This is a genomic window from Thiorhodococcus minor, from assembly GCF_010820565.1.
GTDB classification, from domain to species: Bacteria; Pseudomonadota; Gammaproteobacteria; order Chromatiales; family Chromatiaceae; genus Thiorhodococcus; species Thiorhodococcus minor.
In genome coordinates this window covers 1-15835 of record NZ_JAAIJQ010000037.1, presented here as the reverse complement: position 1 = coordinate 15835, position 15835 = coordinate 1, and the positions used below count along the sequence as shown (strand labels likewise).

The following is a 15835-nucleotide window of genomic DNA, read 5'->3' as shown; positions in this document are numbered from 1 at the left end:
CTAGGGATGGGCATGACTTGGAGATGTCGGGCGCTGAAGACGCCAAGGCGACGGGGGGTGCCCTCCTCGACGACAGCTGCACGAGCCGACGAGAGTATGCCCGACTTCGCGCCACGCAACGAGCGCTTGCCCGCGTCGGCCAGACATCATGCATGAGCCCATCGAGGTCCGCGTGTCCGGAAACATGACGATTCAGCCCTCGTCCTTCCTCGCCGCCCAGATCGAAAGACTCCGTAGCGACTGGCGTCCGCTGCTCCTCATCCACGCCCTCTACACGGCAGCGGGTATCGCACTGCTCGCCCCCTTGACGGGCCTCATCCTCCGCGTGCTCATCGGGCTCTCCGGCCAGCCGGCGCTCGCGGATCAGGATATCCTCTACTTTCTGCTCAGACCGGTCGGCATGGCAGCGCTGATCCTCATGGCCGGTGTCCTCATCGCCGTCATGGCCCTGGAGCAGGCCTCGCTCATGGCGGTTGGCGCAACGCGCGCGGCCGGAATCCGGGGCCGGACGCTGGCGGCAATCCTCTTCGCCGTGCGGCGTGCCCCGAGGGTCTTCGTCTTCTGTCTTTGGCTGGTCGCGCGCCTGCTCCTGCTCGCCCTGCCCTTTCTCGCCATCGCCGGCGCCATCGCCTGGCTCCTGCTGACCGACTACGACATCAATTACTACCTGCAGGCTCGCCCTCCAGCATTCTGGACCGCCGCCAGCCTGATCGGCGTCGTCCTCACCGCCATGGCCGCCCTGCTGATCCAGCGCTTGATCGCCTGGTCGCTGACGCTGCCACTCGTCCTCTTTCAGGACGTCTCGCCCAGGTCCTCCTTCCGTGAAAGCAGCCGGCTAACCCTGGGCAGGCGTCGGCGGATCCTCTGGCTCCTCGCCATCTGGGCCTCAGCCGCCCTTGGGCTCGGGGCCTTGGCCACGGCCGCGATCGGCGGACTCGGACACTGGATCGCGCCGCCCTTCTTCGACCAGCTGCCGCTCCTGGTCCTGATCTTGGGCGGGCTCGTGGGACTCTGGCTGCTCGCGAATTGGCTGGTCGGCGCCGTCAATGCGAGCGCCTTCGCCCTCATCGTGCTCGGACTCGCGGAACGCCTCGCGCCCGGCTTCGAGCACGCCGAGCCCAAGGCCATCGGGGCCGAGACCGGCTCGCCCGGCTGGCGCCGCACCGCGCGCTGGATGACGGCCGCGCTGCTCGGCGGCGCGCTGATGGCCGTGCTGGCCGGCGCCTGGCTGATCGATGGCATGGTGATTCGCGACGACATCACCATCGTCGCCCATCGCGGCGCCGCCGGGAAGGCCCCCGAGAACACCCTGAGCGCCGTCGAGCTGGCGATCCAAGACGGCACGGACTGGGTCGAGATCGACGTTCAGGAGACGGCCGACGGCGAGGTGGTCGTGATTCACGACAGCGACTTCATGAAGCTCGCGAACGTCGACCTCAAGATCTGGAATGCCTCGCTCGAGGATCTGGACCGGATCGACGTCGGCTCCTGGCTGTCTCCCGAGTTCGCCGATGCCCGGGTCCCCACACTGCGTCAGGTGCTCGAGGCCGCCCGCGGAGAGGCGGGCGTCGTGATCGAGCTCAAGTACTACGGCCATGATGAGGACCTGGAGCGAAGGGTCGTCGAGATCGTCGAGGCCACGGGCATGGCCGGCAAGGTCGCCGTCATGTCGCTCGACTACACAGGCATCCAGAAGATTCGCGCCCTGCGGCCGGACTGGACCATCGGACTCCTGTCAGCCAAGGGTATCGGAGACATGACCCGGCTCGACGCGGACTTCCTCGCGGTCAACATGGGGATGGCGACGCCCGGATTCGTCCAGCGCACCCAGGCGTCCGGCAAGCAGCTCTTCGTCTGGACGGTCAACGACCCAGTCTCCATGTCGCGCATGATGTCGCTGGGCGTCGACGGCATCATCACCGACGAGCCGGCCATGGCGCGGGAGGTCTTGGCGCAGCGCGCCGAGCTCAGCCCTGTGGAGCGCTTGTTGGTCCATACCGCCGTGCTGCTCGGAAGGCCGGCACCCCAGCGTACCTATCGCGACAACTCGCCCTGAGCCGTCCCGCCGAGCGTTCGGCTCACTCCTCGGCCGCGGCGGGCGACCGCGCCTGCCGCTCGGCCAGACGCCTGACCCGACACTGCCAGAGGCTGAAGCCCAATGCGATCAGGGTCAGCGGGATCACGAAGCCGAGCATGGCCACCTCGAAGCGCGCCAGGTAGGGGGCATGGGTGGCGCGCATCACCACATAGGCGATGTAGGCGACGAAGTAGAGGACGAAGACCGCGCCCTCGCGACGGTCGATCCGCATCCCGGTGAAGAAGACGGGCAGGCAGGCGACGGCGGTCGCCAGCATGATCGGCATGTCGATGGCGAGGGCCTCAGGAGAGACCGGGATGCCGCGCGGCGAGACCAGGGCGCCCAGCCCAATCACCGCCAGGATGTTGAAGAGATTGCTGCCGACGACATTGCCCACGGCGATGTCGCCTTTGCCGCGCAAGCTGGCGAGGATGCAGGTCACCACCTCAGGCAACGAGGTTCCGATCGCCACCACCGTGAGGCCGATCACCAGCTCGCTGACGCCGAAGACGCGCGCAAGATCCACCGCCCCCATCACCAAGAGGCGCGCGCCGACCGCCAGCAGCAGAAGGCCGGCCAGCAGCAGGCCGATCTGCCGGATCAGGTAGTGCCCCTTGCGCAGCCCTTCGAGATGAAGGACCTCGACCAGCTCGTCCTGGACCTCCCGCGCCTCGCGCTTTCCCTGACGCACCGACCACACCAGATAGGCGAGCAAGGCGCCGCTGAGCAGGCTGCCGTCGATCCACCCCAGGCGCCCGTTCGACGCCAGGACCCAGAGCGCCGCCGAGGCGAGGATCACCAGGGGCACGTCGATCCGCACCACCCGGCTATGCACTGCCAGCGGCGCCACCAAGGCGGCGACGCCGAGCACCAAGAGGACATTGGCGATGTTGCTGCCGATCACGTTGCCGACCGCCAGATCCGTCGCCCCCGACCAGGAGGACTGCAGCGTCACGGCCAGCTCCGGCGCGCTGGTCCCGAAGGCGACCACCGTCAGGCCGATGACCAGCGGACTGATGCGCATGATGGCGGCCAGCGCGGAGGCCGAGCGGACCAGAGAGTCGCCGCCACCGATGAGGCCAGCGAAACCGAGTAGGACGAAGAGCAAAGAGACGATCCAATCTGGCATGAGAGATCCGCCTGGACAGGGCAAAAAAGGAGCGCGATCGACGGAGCGCCGGCCAAGCTGGGAGGGGCCGACTTCAGGCCGACCAGCAGGACACTCCGGGTCGTTCCGCCGCTCGCGGCCGGGAATCAGCGGGAAACCAAGGACGCCGGCGACTTAACGGCGGTCGCGGCGCAAAGCCTCCCAAGCCCGGCTCCGAGCTCAGGGCCTTTCCAGCTCGCCCTCGTAAGGCGTGACCCGCTCGGCATCGATGCGATAGCCAGCGGCGGCCAAGGCGCTGCGATCAGTCAGCGCGTGAATGGTACCAGTGACCCAAACCGTATCGAAGAGACCGCCCTGGTAGGGCTCGCCCGCAGGCATGACGACATAGACGGTCTGGCTCGCCGGTGGCGGCGGCGTATGGATGCAGGCGCCGAAATAGGGCACCAGGAGAAAGCCCGGCATCTCCTGGCACCTGGTCCGCACAGCGGACCCGACTCGACCTCTCGGCATGTCCGGCCTGGCGCTGTTACACCCGGCCTTCTTCCCCTTCGCCATCCTCTTAGACGATATAAGCCGAAGATCCCGAATCTGTTTCGAGTCGGGCCACGCCTTTTCTCTATGCTCAGCGGAGGCCCCCGTGGTTTCATGTCGGGCCTTCCTCGCGCGTGAATGGGGTCGAGAGATCGCCGTCCGTTCGGTTCCAAGACCGGGCATTGTTGCCAATGAGCGGCGTCCCCATCTGCTGTTTCGCGCTGAATTCACCCGCTCAGGGACAATGCCGCCCACGAGGACGGCTCGGACGCATTCCATCCGTTCTTCGATTCCGAGGACATTGTTTTCACCCCCTGTGCTCATCCCTTTCTCGAGGATCGACGATGGCTATCGACCATGATTCCGTGCCTTCGGCATTGCATGCGTTGCGAGGCGACATGGCGCGTCTGGGGCGCCTGCTGATCATCGCTTTCCTGTGCATGGCGCTGCTCAGGGCCCTGCTCTGGCAGCTCTCCGGCGACTGGATCTGGCCGCTGGGCGTACTGATCGGACTCGCGGCCGCATGGTATCTCAGGGCGCGCATGCCCCGGCATATCGAGACTCTCGATAGGCTGCAGCGCGAGCGCGAGCGCTTCTTCATGGGCGTCCTGGATGCCTGCGAGCAGCCCTGCTCCGTCACCGCGATCGGTGAGGCGGGGGACAAGGAATGGCGCTGGCTCTACGTGAACGGCCCGGTTCAGACGGCGTTCGGCAAGCCTTTGAGCGAGTTCCTCGGCAAGCCCTGCCATCAGTGGGGTGCCAATATCTGCCGGACCGCCGACTGCGGCAGGGAATGTCTGAGCCGAGGACAGACGGACTCGCGGTTCGCGCAAGACTTCGGCGCCGGGCTCGGCCATTTCCGGGTCTACACCAAGACCATCGAAGACCTCTCCGGTCAGCCGGCCTATGTCGTGGAATGGGTCGATCCCCAAGAGGAGCTGAGATTCCAGATGGTGCGCGCCAGCGACCGCGTCAACGACCTCTCCACGAACACCGTCCAGTCGATCCAAGAGGTTTCGGGCAACATCAAGAGCGTTGCCACCGCCGCCGAGGAGCTCTCCTACTCGACCCTGGAGATCAGCCGCTCGGCCGAGACCGCCGTCGTCACGGTGGGCGACGTCGAGAGGATCACGCAACAGGTTGGGGGCGAGGCGCAGGGAGCGGCCGACGCGATACGCACCCTGGCGGCCATCGGCGAGCAGATCTCAAGCATGAGCACCGTCATTCGAGAGATCGCCAATCAAACCGATCTGCTGGCCCTGAACGCCTCCATCGAGTCGGCCCGCGCCGGGGAGCACGGGCGTGGCTTCGCCGTCGTGGCGAACGAGGTCAAGCAGCTGGCCCAAAAGACCCAGGAAGCCACGCAGCAGATCGCCGACAAGACCGAGGAGACCCGCCAGCAGATCGACGACAATGTCGCGCGCATCGTCAATCTCGCGGAGCGCGTGGTCGAGGCGAGCCTCCGGGTCGCCGAGGTGAGGTCCGAGATGCAGTCGGTCGCGGCCAGCGTCACCGAGCAGAATGCCGCGGTGGAAGAGATCGCCCGCAATGCGGCAGAGGCGGCGCAAGCCACCGACGAGGCGTCCAGTATCCTGGACAGCGTTCTCGAAGCGGCCAAGGAGTTGCGCGACAAGGTGAATTAGAGAACTGGCGCCGACGACCCGGGGGCTGGCCAGAGGGCCGTCCGGACATCAATCGATTCGAGGGTCGGCAGTCTATGGCCACCAGTATCCGAGTCGCATCAGAGCTCGATCGCGACGCCGTTCGCGAAGTCCATCTGAGCGCCTTCACCGAGGCCGAGAATCAGGTCGTCGCCATGCTCGCGGCGCGTCTGCTGAGCGAACAGACGCACCCGGAAACCATCAATCTGGTCGCCGAAATGGACGGCGGAATCGTCGGCCACATCGCCTTCAGCCCCGTCACGGCCGATGCCGACACGAACTGGCTGGGCTACATCCTGGCACCGCTCGGCGTGAGGCCCGAATATCAAAGGGGCGGTATCGCATCGAGGCTCATCGAGAGCGGTATGAAGCGGCTATCGGAGACTGGCGTCGATGCCGTGCTCGTCTACGGCGATCCGAAATTCTACGGGAGGCTCGGATTCAGCGCCGAAACGGCCATGGGCTATCGGCCTCCCTACGCACTCCAGTATCCCTTCGGATGGCAGGCGGCCCTGCTGCGCGAACAGAGCTCCGATACGCGAGCTATCGAGATAGCGTGCGTCGAGGCATTGAGGGATCCGGCGCTCTGGTAACCGGGCCGGCTCGGGTCTCTGTCGACGAGCGCCGCTGTCGATGGTCCGGGCGAGGTCGACTCGCCGACATTGCCATCGGTCGCTCGATCCCTCGTCCGCTAACCGGTTCCTGGAACTGCACTTCGGCGTCGATCATCGTTTCGGCCAGTTGTCCAAGCTCCTTCTCAAGCCCTGGAAACAGAACATACAAGGGTGGACAAGCGCAGCGCAGTCCACCAACGCCGGCGTGGGATTCGGTGGACTTCGCTCTCGCTCGTCCACCCTATCGGCCCGGCTGATGACCAAGGCCTGCACTTCTCACTCGGATTGCTCTCATGCATCGTCTCGTTCCGATTCTGGCCGTTCTTCTCCTGTCCTGCCCCGTCTTGGCCGAGGATGCGGATCTCGCGTCACTCTTCACCCAGGCCGACCGCGAGGGCACGCTGGTGCTCTCCTCGCTGCGCACGGGCGAGACTATCGTCCACGACGACGCACGCGCGCAGCGCCGTTTTTCCCCGGCGTCGACCTTCAAGATCTTCAATACCCTGATCGCCCTCGACGCCAAGGCGATCGCCGGCGCGGACGATCGTTTCATCTGGGACGGCCGGCACCATGACATCCCGGATTGGAACCGGGACCAGACACTCGCCAGCGCCTTCAAGGTGTCCTGCGTCTGGTGTTATCAGGTCCTGGCGCAGCGCGTGGGTGCCGAGACCTATCGGGAGGCGATCCGTCGCGCCGGTTACGGCACCCTCTCCGAGCCCTTCGCGCTGACCGAGCTCTGGTTGGACGGATCGCTGCGGATCGGCGCCATCGAGCAGATCGACTTCATCAAACAGGTGGTGCGCCGCACGCTGCCCCTCAGTTCCCACGCCTATGACACCCTGGGCGACATCATGGTCGTCGAGCAGACCCCGGACTGGACGCTGCGCGCCAAGACCGGCTGGTCGGTGCGTTCGACCCCGTCGGTCGGCTGGTACGTCGGCTATGTCGAGACGCACGACGACACCTGGATCTTCGCGATGAATCTCGCCCTGAAGGATCGAGCGGATCTGCCGCTGCGGGCGGCGCTGACACGAGATGCCTTGCGGGTCAAGGGCATCATCGACTGAAGGACAGGTGGATCTATTCTGCGACGGGGCCGGGTTATGGACCCCGTGTGTGCAGGGTGATCCGCTGGTGCGGGAACCCTTGGGCCGAGTCTAATGATTGGCCCGAGGCTCAGCTGCGATGGGCCCGGTCTCCCGTTCCACCAGTTCCGCGAAGCGGTCCTGCAGACTCAGAAAGATCTGACCCGGGCACTGGGTCATGGGCCGGCCGCCGATGTCCCGGACCGGAATCAGCTCGGCGGCGGTTCCGGTGAGGAAACATTCGTCTGCCGTGTAGAGATCGTAGGGGGCGAGCGGGCATTCGCTCACCGGAATTCCGGCCTCCAGCGCCAGCTCGATGATGCATTGCCGGGTGATGCCGTCGAGTGCCCCTTCGATCGTCGGCGGGGTCAGCAGCGTGTCACCGCGCACGACGAAGAGGTTCTCCGCGGTGCCTTCCGCCACCCGTCCCTCACCGTTCAGCAGTACCGCCTCGTCGACGCCGGCATGATTGGCCTCGATGCGGGCGAGGATGTGATTCAGATAGTTGAGGCTCTCGATCCGCGGATCGAGACCGTTCGGGGGCAGTCGCCGGGTGGCGGCGATGATGAGACGCGCGCCCTCTTCCCCGACCGACCTGCTCGTCAGGCTCAGCTGGTCGGCGACGATGAAGAGGGTCGCGGGACCGCAACCGCGCGGATCGAGTCCCATGGGGCCGACCCCGCGCGTCACCACCAGCCGCAGATAGCCGTCGGGCTCCTCGAAGGCCGCGATCGTCCGGGTGATCGCCTCGATCAGCGCATCCCTCCCGTACGGGATCTGCAGCGCAATCGCCCGTGCCGACAGCTCCAGTCTGTCGAGGTGGGCGTCGAGCCGAAAGGCGTGGCGGTTGTAGAACCGGATGCCCTCGAAGATGCCGTCGCCGTACAGCAGGCCGTGATCCAGTACGGATAGGGTTGCCTGAGCCGCGGGCAGCAGCTCCCCGTTCAACCAACAGATGGCATGTCGATGCACAGAATCTCTCCTCTCGTGTCTTGAAGTCCGGCATGGGCCGGCCGAACGGGATCCGGACGATCGCCGCGCCGACGGATCCTCCTGTCGACCTTGACTCTAGAGAGCGGGAGGTGAACATTACAGATGCAAATTTCTGTTTTTGTTTCGGTACAAATGAGGCTGTCGGGCGTCTGTATCGCTCCCAAGGCGTCCGATCTGTCGTGGTGATCCTAGGGCCTTCCTCTACGAACGACTGGCATCCGAGATCGCGGAACAGATCGAGCAGGACCTCTATCGGGCCGGCGAGCGGCTTCCCGGCGTGCGCGTCTTCAGCGGCCAGCGCAATATCAGCGCCGCAACCGCAGTCGCGGTGTACCGCCGACTCGAGGAAGATGGCTTCATCGAGGCCAGGCCCCGCTCGGGCTTCTACGTCCGCTCCCGCCCCAGGATCCGGATCCCGGAGCCGGACATCTCCCGACCCAGCGTGCGACCCCGGGCGATCTCGGGTCAGCAGCTGGCGATGCAGCTCAGCAAGGCGACCAATGAGCCGCACACCGTGCAGCTGGGCGCGGCGGTTCCGGGGCCCGGCTTCCTCCCCGAGCGCGCGGTGGAGCGGGCGCTGTCCAGCGCCGCCAGGCTGCACCGCCAGCGCGTCATCGGCTACGCCTTTCCGCCCGGCGCCCCGGAGCTCCGCCAGCAGCTCGCACGCCGTATGGCGGAATGCGGATGCCACACCCCGGCAGACGAGATCATCGTCACCAGCGGCTGTCAGGAGGCGATGGTGCTGGCCCTGCGCGCCGTCACCGAGCCCGGCGACGTGGTGGCGATCGAATCGCCGACCTTCTATGGTCTGCTGCAGGCGATCGACGCCCTGGGACTGAAGGCGCTGGAGATCCCGACCCACCCGCGAGACGGTCTGTCGCTGGAGGCGCTGCAGCTCGCCCTGGAGCAGTGGCGGGTCAAGGCCTGCATCCTAGTGCCCAACTACAGCAACCCGCTCGGCTATCTGATGCCGGATGAGCGCAAGCAGCGCCTGGTCGCCTTGCTCGCCAGACACCAGGCCGCCCTGATCGAGGACGACGTCTACGGCGACATCGGCTTTTCGCAACGCAGGCCATCCGTATGCAAGGCTTATGACGAGGAAGGCATGGTGCTCTACTGCGCCTCCTTCTCGAAAACGCTGTCACCCGGGCTGCGCGTCGGCTGGATCGCCCCCGGCCGCTATCACGAGAAGATCGAGTATCTGAAATACGTGAGCAACATGGCCACGGCGACTGCGCCCCAGATCGCCGTGGCCGAGCTGCTGCGTAGCGGTGCCTACGAGCGGCATCTGCGCAAGGCGCGCGGCAGATATGCGCGTGCGGTCGAGCGCATGGTCGAGGCGGTGGATCGGCATTTCCCCGAGGGGACCCGGGTCACGCGTCCCCAGGGCGGCTTCGTCGTCTGGGTCGAGCTGGGCGAGCCGATCGACACCTTCGAGCTGAGCCAGCACCTGCTCGATCGGCAGATCAGCATCGCCCCGGGGCCGATCTTCTCCGCCTCTCAGAAATACCGGAACTGCATGCGGCTGTCGTGTGCCTGCGAGTGGGACGACCGGGTCGAGCGGGCCTTGGCGACCATTGCTGGATTGATTCGGGAAGGCGCGTCCAGCTGACCGGAGGGCCGTCCGGTGCACTCGGTCGCGCCAGATGCTGACACTCGATCGGATCAGTCGATCATCCCTCCGTGCACCCAATCGACTGCAGCGTGAATTGGCCCGCATCCAAGGACCCTCCGCTAGACTGAGTGAGCGGCCGGGAGAGGCGGCCGGCTCACTGGCTTCCGTTGAGGATGATGACCAGCAGGTCGATCGGGCGCTTGCCGTTGGCGTCGGCCAGGTCGCGAATGCCGTCGTCGGGGGCGGCCTCGATGCCCACGCTCGCCAGCCGCTCCTGCCCGGTCCGGACGTCCAGCCCGACCATCTCGCAGACCTCGGAGAGACGTTTGCGGCCGAGACCGGTTCCCGCGAAGCGTGCCTCGATCTCCTCGGGCGTCATTTTCTCGGCCGTGGATGCTTGGGCCGGCTGCGGCCGGGGATGCCTCCTCGGCTTGACCGAAGGGCGGTTCGAGCGCGGGCTCGGTGCCCCAGGCATTCTTGATGTCCGAGCTCAGCCGGATGATCCAGCTGGCCGGTGGCAGGTCGAGCGCCGAGAGGACGACCAGGACCAGGACGAGCGGTTCGGTTTGCCCGAGACACGAGGAGGGGCAGTCATTCAATCCGGCGTCTGGGGATCGGGATCGCTCGACCAGGCCCGGATAGCGGCAATCTCGTCCGCCGCGATCCCGAGCGAGACGAGGAAGACCTCATGCGCCTCCGGCGCCTGGCGTTCGAAGGCGCGATGCCAGCGCCGCATACCCTCCTCGTCGAGCCCGGCGGCGCGGAGCATCGAGACCCACAGCGCCTTGTCGACCAGGGGGGCATCCAGCCCCTGAGCGTCGGTCTGGAGCAGGCGCAGGATGAGCCTCTGCTGGTCGCGCAGCTGTTCGATCTCCTGATGGATGGCGAAGAGTCTGTCCTCGAGTATCGGCCGCAGTCCCTCGCCCTCGTGCCGCAGCAGCTCGGCGATGGTCTCCAGTGCCAGACCGGTCGACCGGTAGGCGCGGATCTTTTCGAGCCGTTCGAGATCGCGCCCCGAATAGAGCCGATAGCGGGCGGCGCTGCGTCCGCTCGGGACCAGCAGCCCGATGGCGTCGTAGTGGAGGAGGGTGCTGCGCGCCAGGCCGAAGCGGCGGGCGACCTGTCCGATGGTCCAGGTTCTAGCGGTCATGATGCGGTTCCGGGAAGGACTCCAAGCGAGCGGCCGAGCGCGTGGCTCGGCCGCTCGCGCCTTGGCGCGATCAGCCCGCGCGGATGCGGCGGATCTCGTCGGGCGGGATGTTCAGCCATTCGAGGAAGGACTGGTGCCCGTCCGGATAGCGGGTCTCGAAGCAGCGATGCCAGCGCTGCATGCTGTCTTCATCGAGCCCGATCTCCTGGAACAGCTCGATCCACTGGTCTTTGGTCATCTCGATTCTCCGTGTGTGGGTTGCAGGACGCGCGCCCGATCGGCGGCGTCGGGGACGAGCATGGACCCTGAGGTCGTCGTCGGGTCAAGGTCTTCGAACGCCATTCGGTTTCGCGCCGCATGCCATCCGTTCCGCAGGCTGCAAGAGTCTTCAAGACGAAGGTGTCCGCACCGGCTACCGTCTCTGCACTGCGAAACGGAGATGGGTGAAACCATGGGCTACATTCACGGTTATTCGGGGCGCGAGGCCGAGCGTCTCTCGGATCAGGCGGTGATCCTGCGTCCCTTCCTGCACCGCGACCTCCGCTTCCCGGCCGGCAGCCGGGTGCTGGAGCCGGGGTGCGGCAGTGGTCGGCAGAGCCTGGCCCTGTTGGAGGACAACCCCGGCATCCATCTGACCTGTCTGGACGTCGATGCCGGTCAGCTGGATCTGGCACGAGCGCGTCTCGCCGGATGGGAGCGCAGCCTTCGCTTCGTCCATGGCGATCTGGGCCGGGATCCCTTGACGGGCGAGGTCTTCGATCATGTCTTCGTCTGTTTCCTGCTGGAGCATCTGAAACGGCCAGAGACGGCGCTCGCCCGACTGCGCGGCATGCTGCGCGTGGGCGGGACCCTGACCCTGATCGAGGGCGATCACGGTTCCTTCCGCTTTCAGCCGGAGACGCCGGCGTCGCGGGCCGTCTGGGACGCCCTGATCGCCGAGCAGCGCCGGCTCGGGGGCGATCCCATGATCGGGCGGCGACTGCGGGGGCTCCTGACGGCGGCCGGATTCTCGGAGGTGGGCGTCGCTCCGATACTGATTTATGCCGATGCGGGCGATCCGGTGCTGCGCGAGGGCTTCATGCGGCGCATCATCGTTCCCATGGTCGATGGCGTACGAGCCAGGGCGTTGGCGGGAGGTTTCGACGCGCGGCTCTGGGAGCGCGGCATCGAGGATCTCCTGGCGGCGGACAGTGGCGATGGGAGCTGTTATTACCTCTTCTTCGAGGCGGTCGGCACCAAGGGAACGCAAGGCGAGAGTGGCTGAATTCGAATCCCGAACGGGGACGCATACCCGGTGCTGGCGCATCCAGGACCGGGACGAGATTCTGTGGGTGCGGCGGGCCGACGTCCGTCATCTGGCCTTTCCGCGTCATTTCCACGACGACTAGACGGTCGGGCTGGTGGTGCGCGGCGCCAACCGATTCGTCTACCGGCGCCGGAGCCTGGTCGCCCCGGCCGGCACCCTCTGTCTCGCCGATCCGGGCGAGATCCATACCGGCGAGGCCGATCGGGATGGCTGGACCTATTGGACCCTGCAGATCCCGGCCGGGATGCTGACGCGGTTGCGCGGCGACCTGGACGAGGGGCGCGAGGGTCCGCCGGACTTTCCCCTCGGCGTGATCGAGGATCCGCGGGCGGTCGCGCGGCTCGCCGCCTTCTTTCGGGTCTTTCGGGCGGCCGATCCCCTGGAGCGGGAGAGTCGGCTGCTCGCGGCCCTCGGCCATCTCGTCCAGGTCCATGGTGCGGAACGCGCAAGAAATCGGCCTCACGCCGTCGAGCCCGGCCTGGCCCGGTCGGTGCGCGACTTTCTCGCCGATCATCTGGCCGAGGCCGTGACCCTGGTCGATCTCGAGCAGGCGACGGGTACCGGACGCTATCGTCTGCTGCGGGCCTTCGCTCGCGCCTACGGTCTTCCGCCGCATGCCTGGCTGGTCCAGGCCCGTCTGGAACGGGCGCATGCGCTCATCGCCCACGGGGTCGGGATCGTCGAGGCGGCGGCCGAGACCGGGTTCGCCGACCAGCCCCATCTGACCCGCCTCTTCAAGCGAGCCTATGGCTACACGCCGGGCGTGCTGGCGCGCTCGCCGCGGATCCCCTGAGCCCGACAGCCGTCGAGCACCGGGCGGGATCCGCTTCGCCGTCAAGCGCGGGATCCAGTGGGAGCCGCTGCCGCATCATCGCTGTCCGCATGCAGGCCGCCGCCGAGGGCCTTGTACAGCGCGACCCGGTTGGCGACTTCCGCGCGGCGCAGATCCAGCAGCGGTTAGACTACCTACCATTAAAAACGCAGACGTGATCAATCGGTTGCAGGCGGACGGCTGGGAACTGGCTCGGGTGAAGGGCTCCCATCACCAGTTTCGGCGACCCGGCCAACCTGGCTTGGTGACGGTTCCGCATCCGAAAGCCGATATTCCGCTGCCGACCTTGCGCAGCATCGACCGTCAGGCCGTTAGGCCTTGGAAGTGATTCGTGCGATTCGTCTTGGCGCTGCACACCGATGATGGCGTGGCCTACGGGGTCACCGTGCCAGACCTGCCCGGATGCTTCTCGGCCGGGGAGACGCTGGACCAGGCCATCGAGAATGCCTACGAGGCGATCGACGCCCATGTCGAACTGCTGATGGATGAGGGGGAGTCGCTGCCGGAACTTCGCCCGCTGGCGATTCACCAGGCAAATCCGGATCTGTCCGGGGCGGTGTGGGTGGTGATCGAGGTGGCGGTCGAGCGCTATTTGTCCCACCGAAAATAAATGTGTCCCCTTTCGTCCCCATTTTTCGGTTTGTCATGACAATGTCTGGCGGATATCATGAGCTCTACTCAACCGGAGACGCGCATGCCAACCCCTCAAGCACGAAGCTCGAAGCTCGATCTGCGGCTCACGCCCGAGGCGAAGGCGCGGCTCAGTGCCGCAGCCCGGGAGCGCCACCAGTCGGTGAGCCAGTTCGTGTTGAGCAGTGCACTGGAGCGCGCCGACGAGACCTTGGCCGATCGGCAGCACTTTAGGCTCGATGCCGAGCGCTGGAGCGCCTTCATGGCCGCGCTCGATAGCCCACCCCGCGCGCTGCCACGCCTCGAGCGTCTCTTACGTGAGCCGACGTCCTTCGATCCGCCCGACTCGGCATGACGGCCGGCTTTCGGATCGAGAAGCTGCGGCGCGACCATCCGCTCGATGGGTTCTCGAGCGGCAGCGGGGCGCTCGATCGTTTCCTCCTACGCCATGCCTTCACCAATCAGCAGGCAAACGCCTCGCAGACCTATCTCGGTCTGCATGACGATGAGGTGATCGGCTTCTACACCCTCGTAGTCGGCGGGGTCGCCTATGACGATGCTCCGGAGCGACTGACCAAGGGGCTCGCCCGCCATCCCGTGCCCATCATGCTGCTCGCCCGGCTCGCAGTCGCCGTCACCTGGCAGCGTCGTGGTATCGGCGCGGGCTTGCTCAAAGACGCCATGCTCCGCACGCTTCAGGCCGCCGAGATTGGCGGTATCCGCACCTTCGCGGTCCACGCCAAGGACGAGGACGCCCGAAGCTTCTACGCCCACTTTGGTTTTGTGCCCTCCCCAACCGATCCACTTCACCTATTTCTCCTCGTCAAAGACCTGCGTCCGCTACTCCCGATCACGGGTCTCTGATTCCGTCATGAACAGCTTGACCCGCTCGGCCTTTCTGGTCCAGGCGGCGAGCGAGGCGATGCGGAAGGATGGGTAACGCGGAGCGCGCGAGATCGCGGCGATTGCTGGGCCGCCAGACGCCTGGGGTTTCAGCCTGCTTGCTTCAGCTCCTCGCGAACGACGCGGCGCAAGAGACCCTCGAGGTCGGTACCCTGTCTGCGTTGGATGTGCTCCTGCAGCGCCTCGTTGATGAGCGTCTGATAATTGCCCCCGCCGGCAACCTGATCCCGAAACCATTGGATGACTTCGGGATCGAGCCGGATGGTGATCCGCTCCTTGCTGCTTTTCACGACTGGGCCGCTCTCGGCCTGGGAAAAATCGTACTCGTCTCGCATGTCGGTCACCTTTGTGCGTATGCTCGACGCTCCGAGGGTGTCGCGGGGCGTGCGGAGATGATGCTGATGGCGTTATCGTCTGGTTGTCCGCGTCGGCAGAAAGGGCCAGGGTCATGAGTGTGGACGGCCAACACGTCCAATTCTTGATCGAAAATAAATGCGTCCCCTTTTTCTTTTTTTTTGAGAATCCGTTTGAGTAACCATGACGACGAAGATACTCACGCAAGGCGCGACTGAGGCGGATCTAGAAGCAGAAATTCATGCGGCGTTGCGTAAGGCATTTCCGTGGCTACCTGCTGACGCGCTGACGCACCAGACACAGTTTTCATTCACCATCGGACGAACCTCGGTCCAAGTTAATGGCACGGGCTCGGCCCGAGGTCGCACAGATATACCTCGTATAGGCACAGATTGCGCCCTCTTAACCTAGCTCTGAGTAAGCCTCGTTAACCTGCTGTATTTATTTTATGCTTATCGCTACCGTAAAGCCGCCGTGTACCTTGATGTGCCGATGATCAGTATCGAGTTTACTGAGCAAGACTTGAAAAGAATTAAGCGCTTGCGCTACGAGCATGAGCACCCGAGAGTGCGCCTGCGCATGGAGGTTCTGTGGTTGAAGAGCCAGGATCTTGAGCACCAGGAGATTTGTCGGCTCGCTGGCGTTTCAAGCAACACCCTTCGAAAGTACCTCAGGCTGTTTCAGGAGGGAGGGATCGAGAAACTCTCCGAGCTCAACTTCTACGGCCCGACAAGCGAGCTGGAGCGCCACCGCTTTCGACTTGAGGCCTATTTCCGCAAGCATCCGCCAGCAACACTCAACGAGGCGGCCGCCAAGATCGAGGAGCTGACCGGACTCAAGCGTAGCCCGAGCGCCGTCGGCAGATTCCTCAACGCGCTCGGCATGGCGCCGAGACGCGTCGGAACGATCCCTTCGAAGGCCGACCCGGAGAAGCAAGAGACTTTTCGCGTCAATGAGTTAGAGCCACGGCTCG

The 15835-nt window shown here is 65.6% G+C and carries 19 protein-coding genes; 12 read left to right on the top strand and 7 right to left on the bottom strand.

Annotated elements, in window-relative coordinates:
- Window positions 1-148: 148 nt before the first annotated feature.
- Window positions 149-2056, top strand: coding sequence for a glycerophosphodiester phosphodiesterase (locus G3446_RS13425; RefSeq protein ID WP_164453343.1), 1908 nt, complete (start codon window positions 149-151; stop codon window positions 2054-2056).
- Window positions 2057-2078: 22 nt separating this feature from the next.
- On the opposite strand, the gene G3446_RS13420 is transcribed toward G3446_RS13425, so the two are convergent.
- Window positions 2079-3206: a calcium/sodium antiporter gene (locus G3446_RS13420; protein ID WP_164453342.1), complete on the bottom strand. Its 1128-nt coding sequence runs from the start codon at window positions 3204-3206 to the stop codon at window positions 2079-2081.
- A 198-nt stretch (window positions 3207-3404) separates the two neighbouring features.
- The gene (locus tag G3446_RS28055) at window positions 3405-3647 is read right to left on the bottom strand and encodes a DUF3299 domain-containing protein (RefSeq protein WP_245232488.1); all 243 of its coding nucleotides are present in this window, start codon (window positions 3645-3647) and stop codon (window positions 3405-3407) included.
- Window positions 3648-4060: 413 nt separating this feature from the next.
- Between G3446_RS28055 and G3446_RS13410 the strand changes: the two genes are divergently transcribed.
- The 3 genes from G3446_RS13410 (at window position 4061) to blaOXA (ending at window position 7061) form a co-directional block, all read left to right on the top strand.
- Window positions 4061-5359 carry a methyl-accepting chemotaxis protein gene (locus G3446_RS13410; protein WP_164453341.1) on the top strand — a complete coding sequence of 433 codons (1299 nt, stop codon included), beginning with the start codon at window positions 4061-4063 and terminating at the stop codon, window positions 5357-5359.
- A 74-nt stretch (window positions 5360-5433) separates the two neighbouring features.
- Window positions 5434-5970, top strand: a complete 537-nt coding sequence (locus tag G3446_RS13405; protein WP_164453340.1) for a GNAT family N-acetyltransferase — start codon at window positions 5434-5436, stop codon at window positions 5968-5970.
- 314 nt (window positions 5971-6284) lie between these two features.
- Entirely contained in the window at window positions 6285-7061 is a 777-nt protein-coding gene (blaOXA, locus tag G3446_RS13400; RefSeq protein ID WP_164453339.1) for a class D beta-lactamase, read from the top strand.
- Window positions 7062-7151: 90 nt separating this feature from the next.
- Here the strand turns inward: blaOXA and ilvE are convergent, their stop codons facing one another.
- Entirely contained in the window at window positions 7152-8051 is a 900-nt protein-coding gene (gene ilvE, locus G3446_RS13395; protein ID WP_164453338.1) for a branched-chain-amino-acid transaminase, read from the bottom strand.
- A 193-nt stretch (window positions 8052-8244) separates the two neighbouring features.
- Between ilvE and G3446_RS13390 the strand changes: the two genes are divergently transcribed.
- The gene (locus G3446_RS13390) at window positions 8245-9684 is read left to right on the top strand and encodes an aminotransferase class I/II-fold pyridoxal phosphate-dependent enzyme (protein ID WP_164453380.1); all 1440 of its coding nucleotides are present in this window, start codon (window positions 8245-8247) and stop codon (window positions 9682-9684) included.
- Window positions 9685-9841: 157 nt separating this feature from the next.
- Here the strand turns inward: G3446_RS13390 and G3446_RS13385 are convergent, their stop codons facing one another.
- The 3 genes from G3446_RS13385 to G3446_RS27475 all read right to left on the bottom strand — a co-directional run bounded on the left by G3446_RS13385 (window position 9842) and on the right by G3446_RS27475 (window position 11075).
- Window positions 9842-10066 carry a hypothetical protein gene (locus tag G3446_RS13385; RefSeq protein ID WP_164453337.1) on the bottom strand — a complete coding sequence of 75 codons (225 nt, stop codon included), beginning with the start codon at window positions 10064-10066 and terminating at the stop codon, window positions 9842-9844.
- Window positions 10067-10282: 216 nt separating this feature from the next.
- Window positions 10283-10837, bottom strand: a complete 555-nt coding sequence (locus G3446_RS13380) for a MerR family transcriptional regulator (RefSeq protein ID WP_164453336.1) — start codon at window positions 10835-10837, stop codon at window positions 10283-10285.
- Window positions 10838-10907: 70 nt separating this feature from the next.
- A complete protein-coding gene (locus G3446_RS27475; RefSeq protein ID WP_167757081.1) occupies window positions 10908-11075 on the bottom strand; it encodes a MerR family transcriptional regulator in 168 nt (55 codons plus the stop codon).
- Between the two features lie 213 nt (window positions 11076-11288).
- Between G3446_RS27475 and G3446_RS13375 the strand changes: the two genes are divergently transcribed.
- The 6 genes from G3446_RS13375 (at window position 11289) to G3446_RS13350 (ending at window position 14469) form a co-directional block, all read left to right on the top strand.
- Window positions 11289-12101: a methyltransferase gene (locus tag G3446_RS13375; RefSeq protein WP_164453335.1), complete on the top strand. Its 813-nt coding sequence runs from the start codon at window positions 11289-11291 to the stop codon at window positions 12099-12101.
- Between the two features lie 139 nt (window positions 12102-12240).
- Window positions 12241-12936: a helix-turn-helix transcriptional regulator gene (locus G3446_RS13370; protein WP_342450113.1), complete on the top strand. Its 696-nt coding sequence runs from the start codon at window positions 12241-12243 to the stop codon at window positions 12934-12936.
- On the top strand, window positions 12890-13303 hold the full coding sequence (locus G3446_RS28050) for a type II toxin-antitoxin system HicA family toxin (RefSeq protein ID WP_245232487.1): 414 nt from the start codon (window positions 12890-12892) through the stop codon (window positions 13301-13303). The genes G3446_RS13370 and G3446_RS28050 overlap by 47 nt, the downstream gene beginning before the upstream one ends.
- Before the next feature lie 3 nt (window positions 13304-13306).
- On the top strand, window positions 13307-13585 hold the full coding sequence (locus G3446_RS13360) for a type II toxin-antitoxin system HicB family antitoxin (protein ID WP_164453333.1): 279 nt from the start codon (window positions 13307-13309) through the stop codon (window positions 13583-13585).
- Between the two features lie 84 nt (window positions 13586-13669).
- Complete coding sequence (locus tag G3446_RS13355; protein ID WP_164453332.1) at window positions 13670-13960, top strand: type II toxin-antitoxin system TacA family antitoxin; 291 nt, start codon at window positions 13670-13672, stop codon at window positions 13958-13960.
- A complete protein-coding gene (locus tag G3446_RS13350) occupies window positions 13957-14469 on the top strand; it encodes a GNAT family N-acetyltransferase (RefSeq protein WP_164453331.1) in 513 nt (170 codons plus the stop codon). Before G3446_RS13355 ends, G3446_RS13350 begins: the two co-directional genes overlap by 4 nt.
- Before the next feature lie 128 nt (window positions 14470-14597).
- On the opposite strand, the gene G3446_RS13345 is transcribed toward G3446_RS13350, so the two are convergent.
- Complete coding sequence (locus G3446_RS13345) at window positions 14598-14843, bottom strand: BrnA antitoxin family protein (protein WP_164453330.1); 246 nt, start codon at window positions 14841-14843, stop codon at window positions 14598-14600.
- Between the two features lie 541 nt (window positions 14844-15384).
- On the opposite strand from G3446_RS13345, the gene G3446_RS13340 reads away from it, so the two are divergent.
- The coding region (locus G3446_RS13340) for a helix-turn-helix domain-containing protein (protein WP_209262406.1) at window positions 15385-15835 on the top strand (451 nt) is incomplete at its 3' end.

Coding starts and splice junctions, on each gene's coding strand:
- G3446_RS13425 (WP_164453343.1), top strand. CDS start 149: ATGCATGAGCCCATCGAGGTCCGCGTGTCCGGAAACATGACGATTCAG.
- G3446_RS13420 (WP_164453342.1), bottom strand. CDS start 3,206: ATGCCAGATTGGATCGTCTCTTTGCTCTTCGTCCTACTCGGTTTCGCT.
- G3446_RS28055 (WP_245232488.1), bottom strand. CDS start 3,647: ATGCCGGGCTTTCTCCTGGTGCCCTATTTCGGCGCCTGCATCCATACG.
- G3446_RS13410 (WP_164453341.1), top strand. CDS start 4,061: ATGGCTATCGACCATGATTCCGTGCCTTCGGCATTGCATGCGTTGCGA.
- G3446_RS13405 (WP_164453340.1), top strand. CDS start 5,434: ATGGCCACCAGTATCCGAGTCGCATCAGAGCTCGATCGCGACGCCGTT.
- blaOXA (WP_164453339.1), top strand. CDS start 6,285: ATGCATCGTCTCGTTCCGATTCTGGCCGTTCTTCTCCTGTCCTGCCCC.
- G3446_RS13385 (WP_164453337.1), bottom strand. CDS start 10,066: ATGACGCCCGAGGAGATCGAGGCACGCTTCGCGGGAACCGGTCTCGGC.
- G3446_RS13380 (WP_164453336.1), bottom strand. CDS start 10,837: ATGACCGCTAGAACCTGGACCATCGGACAGGTCGCCCGCCGCTTCGGC.
- G3446_RS27475 (WP_167757081.1), bottom strand. CDS start 11,075: ATGACCAAAGACCAGTGGATCGAGCTGTTCCAGGAGATCGGGCTCGAT.
- G3446_RS13375 (WP_164453335.1), top strand. CDS start 11,289: ATGGGCTACATTCACGGTTATTCGGGGCGCGAGGCCGAGCGTCTCTCG.
- G3446_RS28050 (WP_245232487.1), top strand. CDS start 12,890: ATGGCTACACGCCGGGCGTGCTGGCGCGCTCGCCGCGGATCCCCTGAG.
- G3446_RS13355 (WP_164453332.1), top strand. CDS start 13,670: ATGCCAACCCCTCAAGCACGAAGCTCGAAGCTCGATCTGCGGCTCACG.
- G3446_RS13350 (WP_164453331.1), top strand. CDS start 13,957: ATGACGGCCGGCTTTCGGATCGAGAAGCTGCGGCGCGACCATCCGCTC.
- G3446_RS13345 (WP_164453330.1), bottom strand. CDS start 14,843: ATGCGAGACGAGTACGATTTTTCCCAGGCCGAGAGCGGCCCAGTCGTG.